Genomic DNA, 19,317 nt, shown 5'->3' with positions numbered 1-19,317 from the left:
GGTGCTCCGCTCCACGTCTGCAACATTGCTCGACATCAAGATATCTCGTGCTCGGCGTCGACTCGACTGGGGTTCGACGGGAGATTCCGGACGAATCCGGCGTGCGGGGCGTCGTCGGGCTCTCCCGTCCGCTGCTGCGGGAACACCACGGCCCCCTGCTGGAGCGCGACCGTCCGGGCGGGCGACGGGATGCGGATGCCCTCCGCGCGGTAGCGCCGGTGCAGGCGCTTGATGAACTCGTGCTTGATCCGGTACTGGTCGCTGAACTCGCCGACGCCGAGGATCACCGTCATGCCGATGCGCGAGTCGCCGAAGGTGTGGAAGCGCACCGCGGGCTCGTGCTCGGGCACCGCGCCGGTGATCTCCGCCATCACCTCGGCCACCACCTCGATCGTCACCCGCTCCACGTGTTCCAGGTCACTGTCGTAGGAGACGCCGACCTGGACCAGGATGGTCAGCTGCTGCTCGGGCCGCATGAAGTTGGTCATGTTGGACTGCGCGAGCTGGCCGTTCGGGATCACGACCAGGTTGTTGGACAGGTCGCGGACGGTGGTCTGCCGCCAGTTGATGTCCTCGACGTACCCCTCCTCGCCGCTGCTGAGCTGGATGTAGTCACCCGGCTGCACGGTCTTCGAGGCCAGGATGTGGATGCCCGCGAAGAGGTTGGCCAGCGTGTCCTGGAGGGCCAGCGCGACCGCCAGACCACCCACGCCCAGTGCGGTGAGCAGCGGCGCGATGGAGATGCCCAGCGTCTGCAGCATCACCAGGAAGCCGATGGCCAGCACCAGGATCCGGGTGATGTTGACGAAGATCGTGGCCGACCCGGCCACCCCGGAACGGGACGTCGTCACCGACCGCACCAGACCGGCGACCAGCCGCGCCGCCGTCACCGTCGCCACGAAGATCAGCAGGACCGTCAGTACCTGGTTGACGTTGTGCTGCACCGCCCGCGTCAGTGGGAGCGCCGCCGCCGCACCCGCCGCACCGGCGGAGACCGCCACCCACGGCGCCATCGTGCGCAGCGCGGCCACGATGACGTCGTCGCCGCCCCAGCGGGTGCGCCCCGCGTGTCCGGCCAGCCAGCGCAGCAGCATCCGCAGCAGGAACGCACCCAGCAGGCCCGACCCCAGCGCGATGCCCGCGGGCACCAGGTGGTCCATGGTCAGGTCACCGGTCACCGGCCACCTCCACGGGACTCGGCCGCGGCGAAGTTCCCCGCCGACGGCCTGATGTGAGCTCGCGTCACGTCGTCACCTGCTCGATCACTCGATGGCTACTGGATTCCGGGATGTGCGCTCGCGCCGGTCGCAAGGCAGTTCGACCGGCGCGAGGGCTCATCCTGCCGTATCCCGAGCGGTGTTCCGTACCGCGCACAGGGGCGGGGAGAGGCGTTTCAGACGATCCCCTCGGCGAGTTCCGCCTGCTCACGGTCGTCGCCGTACGCCGCGGTCGTCGGAGTGCCGTACGACCGACGGGCGACGAACCACCACACCGTGGCCAAAACCAGTACGACGACCAGGGCGACGGCCGCGTAGTTCATCGTGTCGACCGTCACCGGCGACGACTGGGGGAGGCAGAACAGCACGGTGACGAACGCCACCCACACCACCGCGACCCAGCCCACCGGCCTGCTCCACCGGCCCAGGTTCCACGGCCCCGGCGTGAACCGGTCGCCCGCCCGCAGCCGCAGCAGCACCGGGATGGCGTACGCCGGGGTGATGCCGATGACGTTGATCGCGGTCACCGCGCCGTACGCCGTCGCCGAGTACAGGGACGGCACGGCCAGCAGACCGGCCACCACCACCGACAGCCACACCGCGGCCACCGGCGTCTGGGTGCGCGCGGAGACCTTGCGCCACAGGGCCGAGCCGGGCAGGGCGCCGTCCCGGCTGAACGCGAACACCATGCGGCTGGCGGCGGCCACCTCGGCGTTGCCGCAGAACAGCTGCGCCACGATCACCACGAGCAGCAGCGCGCTCGCGCCGTCCGTGCCCAGGCCGTCCAGGAGGATCTGCGCGGGCGGCACCCCGGTCGCCGTGTTCTGCGTGGCCGCGTAGTCCTGGATCGCGAAGGTCAGTCCGGCCAGCAGCACGAAGCCCGCCAGCCATGACACCCAGATGGCCCGCACGATGCCGCGCGCCGCCGACACCGACGCGTTCGAGGTCTCCTCGGACAGGTGGGCCGAGGCGTCGTAGCCGGAGAACGTGTACTGGGCGAGCAGCAGCCCGATCGCCGCGACGTACAGCGGGTTCTCCCAGCCGGTGTCGTTGACGAACTCGGTGAAGACGAAGGACGGCGACTGGTGGTGGTCGGGGACGATCACCAGCGCGCCGACGATGAGCGCCACACCGGCCAGGTGCCACCACACGCTCACCGAGTTGAGGACGCTGACCAGCCGCACGCCGAAGAGGTTGAGGGTGGCGTGCAGCATCAGGATCACGACGAAGATCAGCATCGTCTTCTCCGGCGTCGGCTCGAAGCCCCACTGGAGGTTCAGGAACGCGCCCGTGAACAGGGCCGCCCCGTAGTCGATCCCGGCGATCGCGCCGAGCAGCCCCAGCAGGTTCAGCCAGCCCGTGTACCAGCCCCAGCGGCGCCCGCCGAGCCGGTCGGCCATGTAGTACAGCGCGCCGGACGTCGGATACGCGCTGGTGACCTCGGCCAGCGCCATCCCGACGCAGAGCACGAACAGGCCGACGCCCGCCCAGCCCCACAGCATCACGGCGGGGCCGCCGGTGCCCATGCCGAAGCCGTACAGGGTCATGCAGCCGGACAGGATCGAGATCACCGAGAAGCTGATCGCGAAGTTGCCGAAGCCGCCCATGCGGCGGGCCAGCACCGGCCGGTAGCCGAGTTCGCGCAGGCGCTGCTCCTCGTCGGTCGCGGCGCCGGACCCGGCGCGCGGCCCCGGGACGGACGGTTCGGAAGGGCGGGACATACGAAACCTCCGGAACGGAAGGGTGTGGGGGGTCAGGGTTGGCGGCCACCGCCGTGGGCGGCCGAGCGGCTGCGCGTGCGGGCCTGGAGGAAGACCTCCACCGCCCGCTGGGAGGAGCCCGTCCCCGGGACCCGGCAGGCCCAGGGCTGCGGCGTCCAGTAGGGGCCGAGCGCGTCGAACACCCGGTCCGCCTCCGAGAACCGCAGGGCGCCCCACAGGGCGTGCGCCAGGTGGTTCATGTCCAGCTGGGACCGCTCGTCGTGGGGGGTCAGGGCGAACCAGGAGTGGTACGCCTGCCGCGCCTCCCGGGTGGCGTCCTCCGCCACCCAGTGCAGGTCGAGGGCGGCCTCCCGCCCGCCCGAGCGCCGGTAGCGCTCCACCCGCACGTACAGCGGCAGCACGTGCAGCGCCGAGCCGGGCGGCGCCGACCCCGCCGCCCACTGCGCGAACCCCGCGGCCTGCGCGAGCCGTTCGGAGCCGCCCCGCGGATACAGGAACTGGAGCATGCGGTGGTGCGCCTCGCGGTTGTACGGGTCCCGCTTGCCGGCCTGCGCGAGCAGCCCCCACGGCCCCGCCGGCAGCATGGGTTCCGGCGGCGCCATCCGGTGCTCGTCCCAGCGCTGCTCCTCGTCCAGCCGGGCCAGCGCCAGCAGGCACACCCACGGCACCGGGTCGTACGGCGCCGAACGGGTCGCCGCGTCGCAGGCGTGCCAGGCCTGGAGCCACAGTTCCCGCGTGCGCGGGTGGTCCTCGCGGTGCGCCCGCAGCGCGCGCTCCACGACGACCCGGGCGTGCATCACCGCGGCCGGCACGCTGTGCGGCTCCTCGGTGAGCCAGGCCCGCACCACGTCGGTACCGGCGGCGGACGCGGCCAGCACCTGGGTGCGCTGCGTCCACCGCGACCAGGACGTGGTCTCGTCGAGCAGGGCGCGCATCGACATCCAGCGTCCGGCCCGCAGCTCCTGGAGGGCCGAGCGCAGTCCGGTGTCGTGGCCCGCGGGGTCGTAGGCGGGCAGGGCCCCGTCCCGGGCCATCATGCGCCCGCTGCCGGGAGTGGTACGGGCGGGACGGCAGCGTGGCGTGACAAACAGCCCTCCCCTGGGCGGCGGTGAAGCGGTCGTGCGGTCGGCGGACACTATAGAGGCGGAGGTTCCGCCTCTGTTCGGATTCGGCACAGCCGTGCAAATCCGCGCCTACCAGGGCGAATTGACGCCGCACCAGTCACTCTTGACGCGGGTCCGCGCCCGGCGGCAGGCTGGCCCGCAGTGATCGCCGAGCCCCTCGGCGGGGGAGGCGGGAAGGGACGCGATGACCGGTGCGGTGCTCGCGGTCGACCAGGGCACGTCCGGCACCAAGGCCCTGGTGATCTGCCCCGAACGCGGTGTCGTCGGCACCGGATTCGCCGAGGTCCACCCCCGCCACCTGCCGGGCGGCCTGGTCGAGGTGGACCCGGAGGAGCTGTACGGCTCGGTGGTCGACGCCGGTCGTCAGGCCCTCGCCGCGTCGGGGCGGCCCGTCACCGCGCTGGGCCTGGCCAACCAGGGCGAGACCGTGCTCGCCTGGGACCCGGAGACCAGCCGCCCGCTCACCCGCGCCCTGGTCTGGCAGGACCGCAGGGCCGAACCGATCTGCACCGAACTCTCACCCCGGGCCGACGAGTTGCGCCACCTGACCGGTCTGCCGCTCGACCCGTACTTCGCCGCGCCGAAAATGGCCTGGATCCGACGCCACCTCACCCGCGACGGCCGGATCTCCACCTCCGACAGCTGGCTGATCCACCGGCTCACCGGCGCCCACGTCACCGACGCCGCCACCGCCTCCCGCACCCAGCTCCTCGACCTCGACCGCGCCGACTGGTCGCCCCGCGCCCTGGAGCTGTACGGCCTCGCCGACGAGCCGTTTCCGGACGTCGTCGACAACGCCGGTCCGGTCGGCACGACCAGCGCCTTCGGACCAGAACTCCCGCTCACCGGACTCGCCGTCGACCAGCAGGCGGCCCTGCTCGCCCAGCGTGTCACCGAGCCCGCCACCGCCAAGTGCACCTACGGCACCGGCGCGTTCCTCCTCGCCCACACCGGCCACACCCCGCGACGGGGCGCCTCGGGCCTGGCCGGCTGCGTCGCCTGGCGGCTGGGCGGACGCACCGAGTACTGCCTGGACGGACAGGTGTACACGGCCGCATCCGCCGTGCGCTGGCTCACCGGCCTCGGCGTCATCACCGGCGCCGCCGACCTCGACCCCGTCGGCGCCACCGTGCCGGACAGCGGCGGCGTCACCTTCGTCCCCGCGCTGGCCGGCCTCGCCGCCCCCTGGTGGCGCGGCGACCTGCGCGGCTCGCTCACCGGTCTCGGCCTGGACACCGCCCCCGGCCACCTGGTGCGCGCCCTGTGCGAGGGCATCGCCGCCCAGGTCGCCGAACTCGCCGACGCGGTGGCCGGCGACCTCGGCACCAACCTGAAGGTGCTCCGCGCCGACGGCGGACTCACCCGCTCGGCGCTCCTCATGCAGACCCAGGCCGACCTCCTGCAACTCCCCGTGGAGGTGTCCGCCCTGCCGGACGCCACCGCGCTCGGCGTGGGAGCGCTGGCCCGCCTCGGCGCGGACCCGGCCCTGACGCTCGCCTCCGCACTGCCCGCCACCGGCCCGACCACCGTCTACGAGCCCCGCGTCACCGCCGACGAGGCCGCCTCCCGCCGCGCGCGCTTCCGCGGCGCCGTCGACGTACTGCTGGCCCGGGGGCCGGCATGACGGGCATCGGATGGGTGCGCCGCTCGCCGGGGGCCCGGCACGACGCGCGCCGCCGCGGTCGGCGTGACGCCCGCCGGGAACCGCTCGGGACGGGCGCCCGTACCGGACGGAGCCCCGCATGACGACGGTCACCGCCTCCGGCACTCTCCCCGAGGACCCGTACGACGTGGTGATCGTCGGTGCCGGAGTGGTCGGGTGCGCGATCGCCCGCCGGCTCGCGCACCACCCGGAGCTGCGTGTCGCGCTCGTCGAGGCGCGGGACGACGTCGGACAGGGCACCTCCAAGGCCAACACCGCCATCCTGCACACCGGCTTCGACGCCGTGCCCGGCTCCCTGGAGGCCCGGCTCGTACGGACCGGCTCCCGCCAACTCGCCGCGTACGCCGCCGAGTCCGGCATCCCCGTCGAGCCCGTGGGCGCGCTGCTCGTCGCCTGGGACGAGGAACAGCTCGCCGCCCTGCCCCGCCTCGCCGAGAAGGCCGCGCGCAACGAGTACCACGACACCCGCGTCCTCGGCCCCGCCGACCTCTACGCCCGCGAACCCCACCTCGGACCCGGCGCGCTCGGCGCCCTGCACGTGCCCGGCGAGAGCGTCATCTGCCCGTGGACGACGACCCTGGCGTACGCCACCCAGGCGGTCCGGGCCGGCGTCCACCTGCACCTCGAGGCGCCCGTCGAACACGCCGGACACCACGACGGCGTCCACCACCTGACCACCCCGCGCGGCACCGTCCGCGCCCGCCGCCTCGTCAACGCCGCCGGACTGCACGCCGACACCCTCGACCGGCAACTCGGCCACGACGACTTCACCGTCACCCCGCGCCGGGGCCAGCTCATCGTCCACGACACGTTCGCCCGCGCACTCGTCCGGCACATCCTCCTCCCCGTCCCCACCGCGCTCGGCAAGGGCGTCCTGGTCGCCCCCACCGTGCACGGCAACGTCCTGCTCGGGCCCACCGCCGAGGACCTCGACGACAAGGCCGCCACCGAGTCCACCGCCGAGGGCCTGCGCCGCCTGCGCGAGCAGGGCCGCCGGATCCTCCCCGCGCTGCTGGAGGAGGAGGTCACCGCCGTCTACGCCGGCCTGCGCGCCGCCACCGAGCACGACGACTACCGGATCACCGCCCACCCCGGCCAGGGCTGCGTCACCGTGGGCGGCATCCGCTCCACCGGCCTCACCGCCTCCCTCGCCATCGCCGAGCACGTCACCGGCCTCCTCGCCGGCACCGGACTCGACCTCGGACCGCGACGCCCCCCGGAGCCGGTGCGCATGCCCTCCCTCGGCGAGACGTGCCCGCGCCCCCACCAACGGCCCGACCTGGTCGCCGCCGACCCGGAGTACGGCGTCCTCGTCTGCCACTGCGAGCGCGTCTCCCGGGGCGAGATCCGCGACGCCCTCGCCAGTACGATCCCGCCCCGCGGCCTCGACGGACTGCGCCGCCGCACCCGCGCCCGGGCGGGCCGCTGCCAGGGCTTCTACTGCGGGGCCGCGGTCCGGGAACTGTTCGAGGAGGCACGGCGATGACGCGCGAGGTCGACGTCCTGGTGGTGGGGGCGGGCCCCGCCGGACTCGTGGCCGCGACCCGGCTCGCGACGACCGGCGCGCGCGTCGAGGTCCTGGAGCGCGAACGGTGGCCCGGGGGAGCGCCGGTCCACTGCGCGCACCGCGGCTTCGGCACCTGGCCGCACACGCGGACCGGCCCCGCCCACGCCCGGCTGCTCGCCGACGCGGCGGTCCGCGCGGGAGCGGACGTACGGACCGGCGTCACCGCCCTCGACTGGGCGGGGCCCCGCACCCTCGCCACCGTCGGACCCCGGGGCGCCGAGACCATCGCCGCCCGGGCCGTCCTCCTGGCCACCGGCGCCCGCGAACGCCCCCGCGCCGCCCGCCTCGTCCCCGGGACCCGCCCCGCCGGCGTCTACACCACCGGCGAACTCCAGCGGGCCGTGCACCACTATGGGCAGCACATCGGCGACCGCGCGGTGATCGTCGGCGCGGAAGCCGTCGCGCACGCCGCCGCCGACACCGTACGCGCCGCCGGAGCCGAGGTGGTGGCACTGCTCACGGAACTGCCCCGGGCCCCGGCCCGCCCCGCGACCACCCTGAACACCCGGCTGCGGCACCGCACTCCGGTCCTCACCGGCACCACGGTCACCGAACTCCTCGGCCACGGACGCCTGTCGGGCGTGCGCGTCCGCCACCGCGACGGCCGCACGGCCACCCTCCGCTGCGACACCGTCGTGTTCACCGGCGACTTCGTCCCCGAGCACGAACTCGCCCGGCGTGGCGCGCTCACCCTCGACCCCGGCACCGGCGGCCCCGCCGTGGACGGCGCCCTGCGGACCACCCGCCCCGGCGTCTTCGCCGCCGGCAGTGTGCTGCACGCCGTCGAGAGCGCCGCCACCGCGGCCCGCGAAGGCGTCCACGCCGCGACCGCCGTACACCACCGGCTCCTTACACCCGCGCCGGACGACGGACCCGCCGCCGTCCCCCTCCTCGCCGGACCACCCCTGCTCCGCGTCACCCCGAACCGCGTCACCCCCGCCGACCGCCTCCCCTACCTCCTGCGCACCGCGATCCCACTGACCCGCCCCGTCCTGTACGTCACCCAGGACGGCCGCCCGCTGCACCGCGCCCGCCTCCCGCTCACCACCGCCGTCCCGCACCGCCCGCTGACCCTGACGGCCCGTTGGACGCACCGGGTCGACCCCGGCGGCGGACCGGTACGCGTCACCGTCGCCTGACCGGCACCCGGAGCGCCCGGCAGCCCTCAGATCACCCGCATCCGCACCAGCGCGGCCAGCGTCAACGCCCCCGGCAGCAGCGGCAGCCAGACCGTCAGGAGCCGGAACGCCAGCACCACCGCCGTCGCCACCGCCGCCGGACCGCCCGCCGCCACCAGCGCGACGACCAGCGCCGCCTCGACCGAGCCGATACCGCCCGGCGTCGGCACCAGCGCCACCGCGACGGTCGCCGCCAGATACGCCACCGCCATGTGCGCGACCGGCACCGGCAGCCCCAGCGACCGGCCCACCAGGACCAGCGCGGACGCCTGGAGCGCGGGGAACGCGAACGCGCCGCCCCACAGCGCCACCGCCCGCGCCGGGAGACGGTGCACCGAGCGGGCCTCGCCGAGCGCCGTCCGCAGGAACGAGACCACCGCCCCGCGCAGCCGCGGCACCAGCACGAGCACCCCCGCCGCGACCACCGGCACCGCACCCGCGACCGCCAGCAGCGGTCCCACCGCCCCCTCGGGCAGCAGCGTGCCGAGCCGCAGCGCGCCGGGGAACAGGAGGAACAGCACGCCCAGCAGCGCGAGCCGGCCCACGCTCTCCGCCAGCAGATACAGGGCGAGAGCCGCCGAGGACCGCGCCAGCGGCAGCCCGCACACCGCCATGAACCGCAGGTTGACCGCGCTGGCGCCCAGGCCCGTCGGCAGCAGGTGGTTGGCCGCGCCCGCCGCGAACTGCGTGGCCAGCAGCCGCCGTCGGGGCAGCCGTTCCACCACCGCGCCCTGCCGGGTGCAGGCGGCGGCCACCCAGGTCAGACAGGTCGCACCGGCCGCCGCCAGCAGCCACGGCCAGCGGGCCGTGGCGAGATGACCGAAGCCCTCGGCGAGCACCGACCGGTGCCGCACCGCGACCACGGTCACCAGCAGCAGCGGAAGCACGCACAGGATCCGGCGGACCGGAACCCGGCGCAGGAGCGGCTTCTCGGGGAGGCGTGGGAGTCGTACCGCTGTCGTCACACCACAAGACATTCCCCCAGCCGCGCCAACTACGGATGGCCGACGCGCGGACGACGGCTTACGGACCGCGGGCGGCGCCGCCTTGACCTCAAGGTTGCTTGAGGTCCTAACGTCCTCCGCATGAGCATGGAGACCACAGCCTGGACCCAACTGCACAGCGTCATGAACGCCGAGCAGGAGCGCCGGCCCCTCGCCCGCGCCACGCTGCGCCGCATCGGCGCCTTCGCCCGCCCGCACCGCACCCGCATCGTCAGGTTCGTGCTGCTCGGGGTGGTGACCGCACTCCTCGCCGTCGCCACCCCCGTCCTGGCCGGACGCGTCGTGAACGCGATCGTGTCGGGCGGCGACGAGGGCAGGGTGGTCCGCCTCGCCCTGCTCATCGCCCTCATCGCGGTCGCCGAGGCGGTGCTCGGCATCCTCTCCCGCAGGATCTCGGCGACGCTGGGGGAGGGGCTCATCCTCGATCTGCGCACGGCCGTGTTCGATCATGTGCAGCGCATGCCCGTCGCGTTCTTCACACGTACTCGTACGGGCGCGCTGGTCTCCCGGCTCAACAACGACGTCATCGGCGCCCAGCGCGCCTTCAGCAACACCCTGTCCGGCGTCGTCAGCAACCTCGTCACCCTCGTGCTCACCCTCGCCGTGATGCTCACCCTGTCCTGGCAGATCACCCTGCTCGCCCTCGCGCTGCTCCCCGTGTTCGTGCTCCCCGCCCGGCGGATGGGCCGCCGCATGGCCCGCATGCAGCGCGAGGCCGCCGCCCTCAACGCCGCGATGGGCACCCGGATGACCGAGCGGTTCTCGGCACCCGGCGCCACCCTGATCAAACTCTTCGGCCGCCCCGAGGACGAGTCCGCCGAATTCGCCGACCGGGCACGCCGCGTCGCCGACATCGGAGTGCGCACCGCCACCGCACAGGCGGCCTTCATCACCGCGCTCACCCTCGTCTCCGCCCTGGCCCTCGCCCTCGTCTACGGCCTCGGCGGCTTCCTCGCCCTGCGCGGCAGCCTGGACCCCGGCGCCGTCGTCGCCCTGGCCCTGCTGCTCACCCGCCTCTACGCGCCGCTCACCGCGCTCGCCGGGGCCCGCGTGGAGGTCATGAGCGCCCTCGTCAGCTTCGAGCGGGTCTTCGAGGTGCTGGACCTGACCCCGCTCATCGACGAGAAGCCCGACGCCCGCCCGGTCCCCGACGGCCCGGTCGCCGTCGAGTTCGACGACGTCCGCTTCGGCTACCCGGCCGCCGACAAGGTCTCCCTCGCCTCCCTCGAAGAGGTCGCCTCCCTGGACACCCGCGGCGGCGACGAGGTCCTGCACGGCCTCTCCTTCCGCGCCGAACCCGGACAGACCATCGCCCTCGTCGGCTCCTCCGGCGCCGGCAAGTCCACCATCGCCGGCCTGCTGCCGCGCCTGTACGACACCGACGGCGGCACCGTCCGCGTCGGCGGCGTCGACGTCCGCGACCTGAGCGCCCGTTCGCTGCGCGACACCGTCGGCATGGTCACCCAGGACGGCCACCTCTTCCACGACACGGTCCGCGCCAACCTGCTGCTGGCCCGCCCCGGGGCGAGCGACACCGAACTGTGGGACGCGCTGCGCCGCGCCCGCCTGACCGACCTCGTCCGGTCCCTGCCCGACGGCCTCGACACCGTGGTCGGCGAGCGCGGCTACCGGCTCTCCGGCGGCGAACGCCAGCGCATGACCATCGCCCGGCTGCTCCTCGCCCGCCAGCGCGTCGTCATCCTCGACGAGGCCACCGCCCACCTCGACAACACCTCCGAGGCGGCCGTCCAGGAGGCCCTCACCGAAGCCCTGGCGGACAGGACCGCCCTGGTGATCGCGCACCGGCTGTCCACCGTCCGCGCGGCCGACCGCATCCTGGTCGTCGAGGCCGGCCGCATCGTGGAGAGCGGCACCCACGAGGAACTCCTCGCCGCCCAGGGCCGCTACGCCCAACTGCACCGCACCCAGTTCGCCCGCCGCACGATGGACAAGGCCGCCTAGCCGCTACCGCGGGCCGGACACCCCGGCCCGCACCGGCAGGTCCTGCTCCGCCCAGACCACCTTGCCGTCAGGGGTGCGGCACGAACCCCAGCGCCGGCACAGCATGTTGATCAGCTGAAGACCCCGCCCGCTCTCGTCGCTCACGTCCGCGTGCTGGATCTGCGGCAGGTCGGGGCCGGAGTCGGAGACCTCCACCGACAGCCGCTCGTGCCGCAGCAGCCGCAGCTCACCCGGGGCGTTCCCGTACCGCAGGGCGTTGCCGACCAACTCACTGACCACCAGCTCCGTAGTGTCGACCAGTTCCTCCAGACCCCACCGCTGCAACTGCTCGCGCACCGCCGCACGGGCCTGTCCCGCGGCCTTGCCGTCCGGCGGCAGCGGACGCACGTACACGTCGCACTCCGGACCGAGCGGAAGGGCGAGGGCCGCCAGGACGATCGCGTCGTCCGACCGGTCACCGCCGATCCGCTCGGCGACCGCCCGGCATTCGGTCCCGTCGGCGGGCAGGCCCTCGCCGACCGCCACGCGCAGCCGCTCCAACTGCGTGCCCAGATCGGCCGTACGCGATCTGACCAGCCCGTCCGTGAACAGCGTCAGCCGGGTCCGCTCGGGCACCCGCCGCTCGACCACGTCGTACGGGATCACCCCCGCCCCCAGCGGCGCCCCCGCGGGCACCTCCAGGAACGCGGAGGCACCGTCGGGCCCGGTCAGCAGCGGCGGCGGGTGACCGGCGCTGGAGACGCGGAAGGTGCCGCCGTACGGGTCGTACACCGCGCACAGACAGGTGGCGACCTGGTCCTCCTCCAGGTCGCGGGCGGCCAGGTCGAGGCGGGCCAGCAGCCGCTCGGGCGCGATGTCCAGCGCCATCAGGGTCCGGGCCACCGTCCGCAGCCGCCCCATGGTCGCCGCGGCGGCCAGACCACGGCCCATCACATCGCCCACCATCAGGGCGGTACGCCCGCTGGGCAGCGCGACCACGTCGAACCAGTCGCCGCCCACCGCGGCCGGGTCCGCCGCCGGGTCGTAGCACGAGGTCACGTCGAGCCCGGGAGTGCTCGGGCTGGACCGCGGGAGCAGGGCCCGCTGAAGCGTCACCACGTGCTCGCGCTCGCGCCCGTAGAGCCGGGCGTTGTCGATGTACACGGCGGCCTTGGACGCCAGCTCCATGGCCAGGGCCACGTCGGTCCGGCTGAACGGCGCCCGGCGGCCCGCCCGTACGAAGTCGGCGAGCCCCAGCAGCACCCCGCGGGCGATCAACGGCACCGCCAGGTAGGAGTGGACGCCCGCCCGGCGCATGATGTCCGACGACTCGCGCGAGGGCGCGATCACGGCGAAGTCCGCCCGCGTCATCCGGGTCACCAGCACCGGCCGGCGGGTGGTGAGGCACCGCTGCCCCAGCCGGTCGGCGGTGTGCACCGACAGCTCGCCCACCGGATCGGGCGCGAGGTTCAGGCCCTCGACCTCCGACACCGCCATGGCCCTGAGCCGCGGCGCGCCCCCTCCGGAGACCCGGTCGCCCTCCTGGAACCGCAGTACCGAGTCCAGCAGGTCCACCGCGGCGCCGTCGGCCAGCTCCGGCACGGCGAAGCCGGCCAGCTCCTCCGCCGTCCGCCGCACGTCGAGCGTGGTGCCGATGCTCAGGTCCGCCGCGTTCAGCCAGGCCAGCCGGCGTCGCGCGCCCAGCGCCTCCGTCATCGACCGCAGCGCCCCCCGCGCCGCCCGGTGCCCGCTCACGAGGGGATTCGGGGGGCGCCGCACCCCGCTCAGCCACGGTCGCTCCCGCACGCCTCGCCTCCTCCCACGGCCTCCTGCCCCTGATTCTGCCTCGCCCCCGGTCCAGGGGCGACGGCGAGGCCCCGATCGGCGGGGGAGCGCCGACCGGGGAACCGGCCCGGGGACGGCTCAGCCGCGCAGCCACACCGCCGCGTCGACGGACAGCCGGCCGTCCTCGTCCAGCGGCCGGCTGCCGAGCAGCAGGGAGCCGTGCGCGGGCAGCTCGACCGGCGCGGCCGACAGGTTGACCACACACACCAGACCGCCGGGGCGCCGGAACGCGAGGACCCCGTCGGGGGCGGGCAGCCAGTCCAGCGGACCGTCACCGAAGCCCTCGGCGGAGCGCCGCAGCCGCAGCGCCTCGCGGTAGAGCGCCAGCATCGACCCCGGATCCGCGGCCTGCCGGTCCGCCGCGTACCGCGCCCAGCCCTCCGGCTGCGGCAGCCAGGGCTCGGTCTCGGAGCCGAAACCGCAGTACGGCGCGTCGGCCACCCAGGGCAGCGGTACCCGGCAGCCGTCCCGGCCCGGATCGGTGCCCCCGGAGCGGAAGTGCATCGGGTCCTGGATGCTCCCGCGCGGGACATCGGCCTCGGGCAGGCCGAGTTCCTCCCCCTGGTACACGTAGACGGAGCCCGGCAGGGCCAGCGTCAGCAGGGCGGCCGCACGGGCGCGCCGGGTGCCGAGGGCCGGGTCGGTCGGGGTCCCGAACGCCTTCTTCGCGAAGTCGAAACCGGTGTCCTCGCGGCCGTACCGGGTCACCGTCCGGGTCACGTCGTGATTGCACAGCACCCAGGTGGCGGGGGCGCCGACCGGAGCGTGCTCGGCCAGCGTGTCGTCGATGGTGCGACGCAGCCGCCCCGCGTCCCAGGGGCAGGACAGGAAGTTGAAGTTGAAGGCCGTGTGCAGTTCGTCGGGCCGCAGGTACCGTGCGAAGCGCTCGGCGTCGGGCAGCCACACCTCGCCCACGAAGACGCCCCCGTACTCGTCGGCGACGGTCCGCCAGGAGCGGTAGATGTCGTGCAGCTCGTCCTGGTCGATGTACGGGTGAGGGTCGACGCCCTCCACGAAGTCCGCCAGCGCGGGGTCCTTGGCGAGCAGCGCGGCGGAGTCGATGCGGACACCCGCCACCCCGCGCTCGAACCAGAACCGCAGGATCTCCTCATGCTCCCGGCGCACCTCCGGATGGGCCCAGTTGAGGTCGGGCTGTTCCGGCGTGAACAGGTGCAGGTACCACTCGCCGTCCGGGACCCGGGTCCAGGTGCGGCCGGAGAACTGGGAGGGCCAGTCGTTGGGCGGCAGTTCACCGTTCTCGCCGCGGCCCGGCCGGAAGTGGAACCGCTCCCGCTCCGCGCTGCCCGGACCGGCGGCCAGCGCCGCCCGGAACCACGCGTGCTGGTCGGAGACGTGGTTGGGGACGATGTCGACGATGGTGCGGATGCCCATCTCCCGTGCCTCGGCGATGAGTTTCTCGGCCTCGCCGAGGGTGCCGAAGGCCGGGTCGATGGTGCGGTAGTCGGCGACGTCGTAGCCGCCGTCGACCAGCGGGGAGACGTACCAGGGCGTGAACCAGACGGCGTCGACCCCGAGTTCGGCGAGGTAGGGCAGTCGCGCCCGGACGCCCGCGAGGTCACCGGTGCCGTCGCCGTCGCCGTCGGCGAAACTGCGGGGGTACACCTGGTAGATGACGGCGTCGCGCCACCAGTCTTCGGTGCGGTGCGAGGTGGGGGCTGCCACGTGACGGTCCTTTCGGGCAGGGTGGATCTTCGCCGCCGGCCCGGACAGTGCGGGGCGTCGGACGGGCCGGCGGCGAAGGTTGACGGGACGGGCCGGCGGGGCGGAGGAGGGCGGGGCGCGCTGCCTCAGCCCTTGAGCCCTCCGGCGGTGAGTCCGCTCATGATGTTGCGCTGGAAGATCAGGAAGATGATGAGCGTGGGCAGTGAGGCCATGGTCAGCGCGGCGATCAGCACGTTGACGGGCACCCCGTTGGACAGCGAGTAGATCCCCACGTTCAGGGTCTGCCTGGCCGGGTCGGGCAGGGTCAGCATGGGCCAGAGGAAGTCCTTCCAGACGCCCACGATCGCGAAGATGGACACCACGCCGAGGATCGGCCGCGAGATCGGCAGGACGATCGACCGCAGGGTGCGCATCGGGGAGGCGCCGTCCATCGAGGCGGCGTCGAGCAGTTCCCTGGGGATCGAGTCGAAGAACCGCTTCAGCAGGAAGATGTTGAACGCGTTGGTCACCGAGGGCAGCCAGATCGCCCACGGCGTGTTCAGCAGGTTGCGCTCGAAGATCGGCACGTCGAGCACCGTCAGGTACTGCGGTACGACCAGGACGGTCGCCGGGATCATCAGCGTCGCCAGCATCATGCCGAGGATGGCCTTGCCGAAGACCGGCCGGAGCTTGGACAGCGAGTAGGCCGCCGCCACGTCGAGCACCAGCTGGAAGGCGAGCGCGCCGAACGCGTAGTACAGCGTGTTCCCCAGCAGGCCGGCCAGGTCCATGACGTTCCAGGCCTGCGAGTAGTTGTCCGGTTCGAAGGACTCGGGGACCAGCGTCGGCGGCGTCCGGACGACCTCCTGGGTGTCCTTGAACCCGCTGGAGACCATCCAGTACATGGGGCCCAGGAAGACCACGGTGAACAGCGTGATCACACCGCCGAACGTCACCCAGTAGAGGACCTTGCCGCGGGGCCGGGCGAGCTGGGCCGGCGAGATGAGCGTGCGTGTGGACATCGGTGGATTCCCCCGGCCTACTCGTCCTCGGCGCGGTTGAGCTTCACGTACGCCGCCGAGAAACCGGCCAGCAGCACGAGGAGCAGCAGGCCGAGGGCGGCCGCGGCGCCGTAGTTGTTGAAGTTGAAGGCGTACTGGTAGATGAGGTAGACGACGGTGGTGGTCGAGCCCTCGGGCCCGGCCCCGCCGGTGAGCAGGAAGGGCTCCACGAAGACCTGCATGGTGGCGATGATCTGCATCAGCAGCATCAGCGAGAGGATGAGCCGCGTCTGCGGGATCGTCACGTGCCAGACCTTGCGCAGCAGTCCGGCCCCGTCCAGCTCCGCCGCCTCGTACAGCTCGCCCGGGATGCCCTGGAGCGCGGCGAGGTAGATGAGCGCCGCGCCGCCCATGTTCATCCACGTCGACGCGATGACCACGGACAGCATCGAGAGGTCGGGGTCCTGGAGCCACTGCTGCTCGGGCAGCCCGACCGAGCCGAGCAGTTCGTTGAGCAGCCCGTAACCGGGGTCGTACAGGTACTTGAAGAGCAGGACCGCGGCGACCGGCGGGAGCATCACCGGCAGGTAGACCAGCAGCCGCAGGTACCCCTTGCCGTGCCTGAGTTCGTTGATGACGAGCGCGACGACGAACGGCACCGCGAAGCCGAGGACGAGGGCCAGCACGGTGAACAGCAGCGTGTTGCGCCACGCCTGCCAGAAGGCCGGGTCGTTGAAGACCGTTCGCAGGTTGTCCAGGCCGACCCAGGAGACCTCGCCCTGGTCCGTCTTCTGGAAGGCGAGGAGGAACTCCCGGACCATCGGGTACCAGGAGAAGAACGCGAAGCAGAGGACCGCTCCGATCAGGAAGCCGTGCGCGGTCAGGTTGCGCTTCAGACTCCTGCCGAAGGACCCGCCGCGCGGGGGCGGGCCGTCCACCGGCGGCTGGGCGTGGCGGGCTCTCGCCGCCTTGCTCGGGGTCAGGCTGGGGGCCGACATCGTCGCTCCTTGGGACTGATCTCATGGGCCCCGGGGGGCGGTGCGGCCCGCCCCCCGAGGGAGCCGGTCACTGCGTGGCCAGAACCTGGTCGACCTGCTTCTCCGCGCTGGAGAGCAGCTTGTCGATGTCGGCGTCCTTGTTGGTGAGGATGCCGGACATCACGTTGTCCAGGACCTTGTAGACCTCCTGCGCCTTCGGCGGCTCGGCCATGCCCGGCACCGGGTTGTCCATGAAGCTCTTGAAGTTCTCGACCGGCATCGTGGCGTGCTCGATGCGGGCCCCGTCGTCCTTCGTCTTGGACTCGTTCAGCCAGAAGTTGGGCTGCGGGAGGCCGACCGGGAGCTTGTCGGTCTTCTTGCGGGCCCAGTTGAATTGCCCCTCACCGACGGTGAGGTTCTGGAAGTTCAGCCAGGCGACGGCCGCCTTGATCTTGTCGGACGAGATGCCCTTCTTGACCATGTAGTTGTTGCCGCCGGCCAGCGTGTTCTTCTCACCCGGAATCGGCCCCATGCCGAAGTTCGCGTAGTCGGCGCCGAGTTGCTGGACCATGTAGGTGATGTCGTCCGGCGCGGCGAGGAACATGCCGAGCTTGTCGGTGGCGATCTGCTTCTGGAGGTCGCCCCACTTGAGCAGCTGGGTCTTGCCCATGCTCTCGTCCTCCCAGCGCATGGCGTGGAGGTTCTCGGCGACCTGCTTGCCCGTCTCGTTGTTGAACGCCGCCTTCTTGCCGCTCTCGTCGACGACCTGGGCGCCGCGGCTGTACATCTGGGCGGTGAAGTGCCAGCCACCGGTGTTGCCCGCGCTGTACTCGCCGAAGCCGGCGATGCCGTCGCCCAGACCGGCGATCTTCTTCGCGGCGGTGCGGACCTCGTCCCAGGTGCGCGGCGGGTTGTCCGGGTCCAGTCCGGCCTTCTCGAAGAGCTTGCGGTTGATCAGCAGGCCCATCGTGTAGTTGCTGGTGGGCAGGCCGTAGAGCTTGTTCTCGTGCTTGAGCGAGCCCAGGACGTTCGGGTCGATGTCCTTGAGGGCGGGGACGGTCTTGTCGTTGACGTACGCCGTGATGTCCTCGGCGCCGTCGTTGTCCAGCACCTGGGGCAGGTCGGTGAAGTAGGTGTAGAAGACGTCGGGCTGCGACTTGGCCTTGAGCATCGCGGTGAAGCGCGGCGGCTCCAGGCACTGGCCGGGGGTGGAGCGGCCCTCGATCGTGACGTTGGGGTAGGTCTTGTTGAACTCCTTGACGTCCTCCTTCCACTCCTTCAGCTCGGCCGCCTTCGCCGTCGGCGGCATGCAGTCGATGGTGATCGTGACCTTGGTCTTCGGGTCCAGCGGAGCAGCCGGGTCGGAGGACCCGTTGCCGCTTTCGGAACCGCCGCCGTCGTCACTGCTGCTCGTGCCGCAGGCGGCCAGAGCGGTCAGGGTGAGAGCGGAGACGAGCGTGATGGCGCCGGCACGGCGAGTACGGCGGAACCGAGCACTTCTCATGGGTGGTCCCCTTCGGGCATGAACGTGGAAGGCGCCCCACCGCCGATGCGTTGTGGGGCGCCGCTCACTCAACCACCGCGAACAAGTGAACGCAATATCTCGCGCTGATTTCGTAATTGCTTGACAGTCGACCGAAGAAGTTGAGGATCCGCTACCGGGTCCCAACCTGCGCGGTAGATCCCCGAACGACGAGTTCCGGTTCGAACAGCAGCTCCCTGTGTGGGACTTCGGTGCCTTGGATCTGGGCGCAGAGGAGGTCGACGGCGGCGCGTCCCATGGCTTCGATGGGTTGGCGGACGGTGGTGAGGGGTGGTTCGGTGCAGGTCATGAAGGCGCTGTCGTCGTAGCCGATGACGGAGACGTCGTGGGGGACGTGGAGTGCGCGTCGTCGTGCGGCGCGGACGGCGCCGAGGGCGAGGGGGTCGCTGGCGCAGATGATGCCGGTGACGCCGCGCTCCAGGAGGCGGGCGGCGGCGGCCTGGCCGCCTTCCAGGGAGAACATGGCGCGTTCCACGAACTCGTCCGGCAGTTCGGCGTGCGCGGCCACGGCGGCCTCCCGGGCCGCGGCCAGCTTGCGGCGGGACGGGATGTGGTCCGACGGGCCCAGCACCAGGCCGATGCGTTCGTGGCCCAGGGATGCCAGGTGCCGCCAGGACTGCTCCACGGCCACCGCGTCGTCGCACGCGATGCACGGGAAGTCCAGATCCGGGATGGAGGCGTTGATGAGCACGACGGGGATGTTGCGCTCGGCGAGCAGCCGGTAGTGGTCGTGCGGCGCGTCCGCCTGGGCGAAGAGACCGCCGCCGGCGAAGACGACCCCCGAGACCTGCTGCTGGAGCAGCAGCTCGACGTAGTCGGCCTCGGAGACGCCGCCCTTGGTCTGCGTGCACAGCACCGGCGTCAGCCCCTGCTG

Annotated in this window: 14 protein-coding genes; 4 read left to right on the top strand and 10 right to left on the bottom strand. The window is 72.8% G+C overall.

Features of this window, described 5'->3' with window-relative positions; translation table 11 throughout:
* Positions 1-35: 35 nt before the first annotated feature.
* The 3 genes from ACZ67M_RS06220 to ACZ67M_RS06210 all read right to left on the bottom strand — a co-directional run bounded on the left by ACZ67M_RS06220 (position 36) and on the right by ACZ67M_RS06210 (position 3,972).
* A complete protein-coding gene (locus tag ACZ67M_RS06220; RefSeq protein ID WP_392105176.1) occupies positions 36-1,160 on the bottom strand; it encodes a mechanosensitive ion channel family protein in 1,125 nt (374 codons plus the stop codon).
* A 233-nt stretch (positions 1,161-1,393) separates the two neighbouring features.
* Positions 1,394-2,938, bottom strand: coding sequence for an amino acid permease (locus ACZ67M_RS06215; RefSeq protein WP_329473443.1), 1,545 nt, complete (start codon positions 2,936-2,938; stop codon positions 1,394-1,396).
* Positions 2,939-2,970: 32 nt separating this feature from the next.
* Positions 2,971-3,972 (bottom strand): hypothetical protein, encoded by a 1,002-nt coding sequence (locus tag ACZ67M_RS06210; protein WP_385798451.1) that lies wholly within the window; start codon positions 3,970-3,972, stop codon positions 2,971-2,973.
* Positions 3,973-4,246: 274 nt separating this feature from the next.
* Between ACZ67M_RS06210 and ACZ67M_RS06205 the strand changes: the two genes are divergently transcribed.
* The 3 genes from ACZ67M_RS06205 (at position 4,247) to ACZ67M_RS06195 (ending at position 8,431) form a co-directional block, all read left to right on the top strand.
* The gene (locus ACZ67M_RS06205; RefSeq protein ID WP_469849771.1) at positions 4,247-5,686 is read left to right on the top strand and encodes an FGGY family carbohydrate kinase; all 1,440 of its coding nucleotides are present in this window, start codon (positions 4,247-4,249) and stop codon (positions 5,684-5,686) included.
* 118 nt (positions 5,687-5,804) lie between these two features.
* Positions 5,805-7,211 (top strand): FAD-dependent oxidoreductase, encoded by a 1,407-nt coding sequence (locus ACZ67M_RS06200; RefSeq protein ID WP_469849769.1) that lies wholly within the window; start codon positions 5,805-5,807, stop codon positions 7,209-7,211.
* Positions 7,208-8,431: an NAD(P)/FAD-dependent oxidoreductase gene (locus ACZ67M_RS06195; RefSeq protein ID WP_469849767.1), complete on the top strand. Its 1,224-nt coding sequence runs from the start codon at positions 7,208-7,210 to the stop codon at positions 8,429-8,431. Before ACZ67M_RS06200 ends, ACZ67M_RS06195 begins: the two co-directional genes overlap by 4 nt.
* 26 nt (positions 8,432-8,457) lie before the next feature.
* Here the strand turns inward: ACZ67M_RS06195 and ACZ67M_RS06190 are convergent, their stop codons facing one another.
* On the bottom strand, positions 8,458-9,357 hold the full coding sequence (locus ACZ67M_RS06190; protein ID WP_469850677.1) for a lysylphosphatidylglycerol synthase transmembrane domain-containing protein: 900 nt from the start codon (positions 9,355-9,357) through the stop codon (positions 8,458-8,460).
* A gap of 198 nt (positions 9,358-9,555) precedes the next feature.
* On the opposite strand from ACZ67M_RS06190, the gene ACZ67M_RS06185 reads away from it, so the two are divergent.
* Positions 9,556-11,436: an ABC transporter ATP-binding protein gene (locus ACZ67M_RS06185; RefSeq protein WP_469849765.1), complete on the top strand. Its 1,881-nt coding sequence runs from the start codon at positions 9,556-9,558 to the stop codon at positions 11,434-11,436.
* A 3-nt stretch (positions 11,437-11,439) separates the two neighbouring features.
* Here the strand turns inward: ACZ67M_RS06185 and ACZ67M_RS06180 are convergent, their stop codons facing one another.
* From ACZ67M_RS06180 to ACZ67M_RS06155, 6 genes are all read right to left on the bottom strand, one after another.
* Positions 11,440-13,221 (bottom strand): ATP-binding SpoIIE family protein phosphatase, encoded by a 1,782-nt coding sequence (locus tag ACZ67M_RS06180; RefSeq protein WP_392105119.1) that lies wholly within the window; start codon positions 13,219-13,221, stop codon positions 11,440-11,442.
* Positions 13,222-13,338: 117 nt separating this feature from the next.
* The gene (locus ACZ67M_RS06175) at positions 13,339-14,943 is read right to left on the bottom strand and encodes a glycoside hydrolase family 13 protein (protein ID WP_469849762.1); all 1,605 of its coding nucleotides are present in this window, start codon (positions 14,941-14,943) and stop codon (positions 13,339-13,341) included.
* Positions 14,944-15,068: 125 nt separating this feature from the next.
* Positions 15,069-15,944 carry a carbohydrate ABC transporter permease gene (locus ACZ67M_RS06170; protein WP_125489809.1) on the bottom strand — a complete coding sequence of 292 codons (876 nt, stop codon included), beginning with the start codon at positions 15,942-15,944 and terminating at the stop codon, positions 15,069-15,071.
* A gap of 17 nt (positions 15,945-15,961) precedes the next feature.
* Positions 15,962-16,921 (bottom strand): carbohydrate ABC transporter permease, encoded by a 960-nt coding sequence (locus tag ACZ67M_RS06165; protein WP_122616397.1) that lies wholly within the window; start codon positions 16,919-16,921, stop codon positions 15,962-15,964.
* A 67-nt stretch (positions 16,922-16,988) separates the two neighbouring features.
* A complete protein-coding gene (locus ACZ67M_RS06160; RefSeq protein WP_392017877.1) occupies positions 16,989-18,404 on the bottom strand; it encodes an ABC transporter substrate-binding protein in 1,416 nt (471 codons plus the stop codon).
* A 151-nt stretch (positions 18,405-18,555) separates the two neighbouring features.
* Positions 18,556-19,317, bottom strand: a 762-nt coding sequence (locus tag ACZ67M_RS06155) for a substrate-binding domain-containing protein (protein ID WP_469849759.1), incomplete at its 5' end; no start/stop codon positions are given.

This window comes from Streptomyces sp. NPDC107500 (assembly GCF_055582785.1).
Note: the sequence above shows the minus strand (reverse complement) of the source record. Positions and strands in the feature narration are given on the sequence as shown.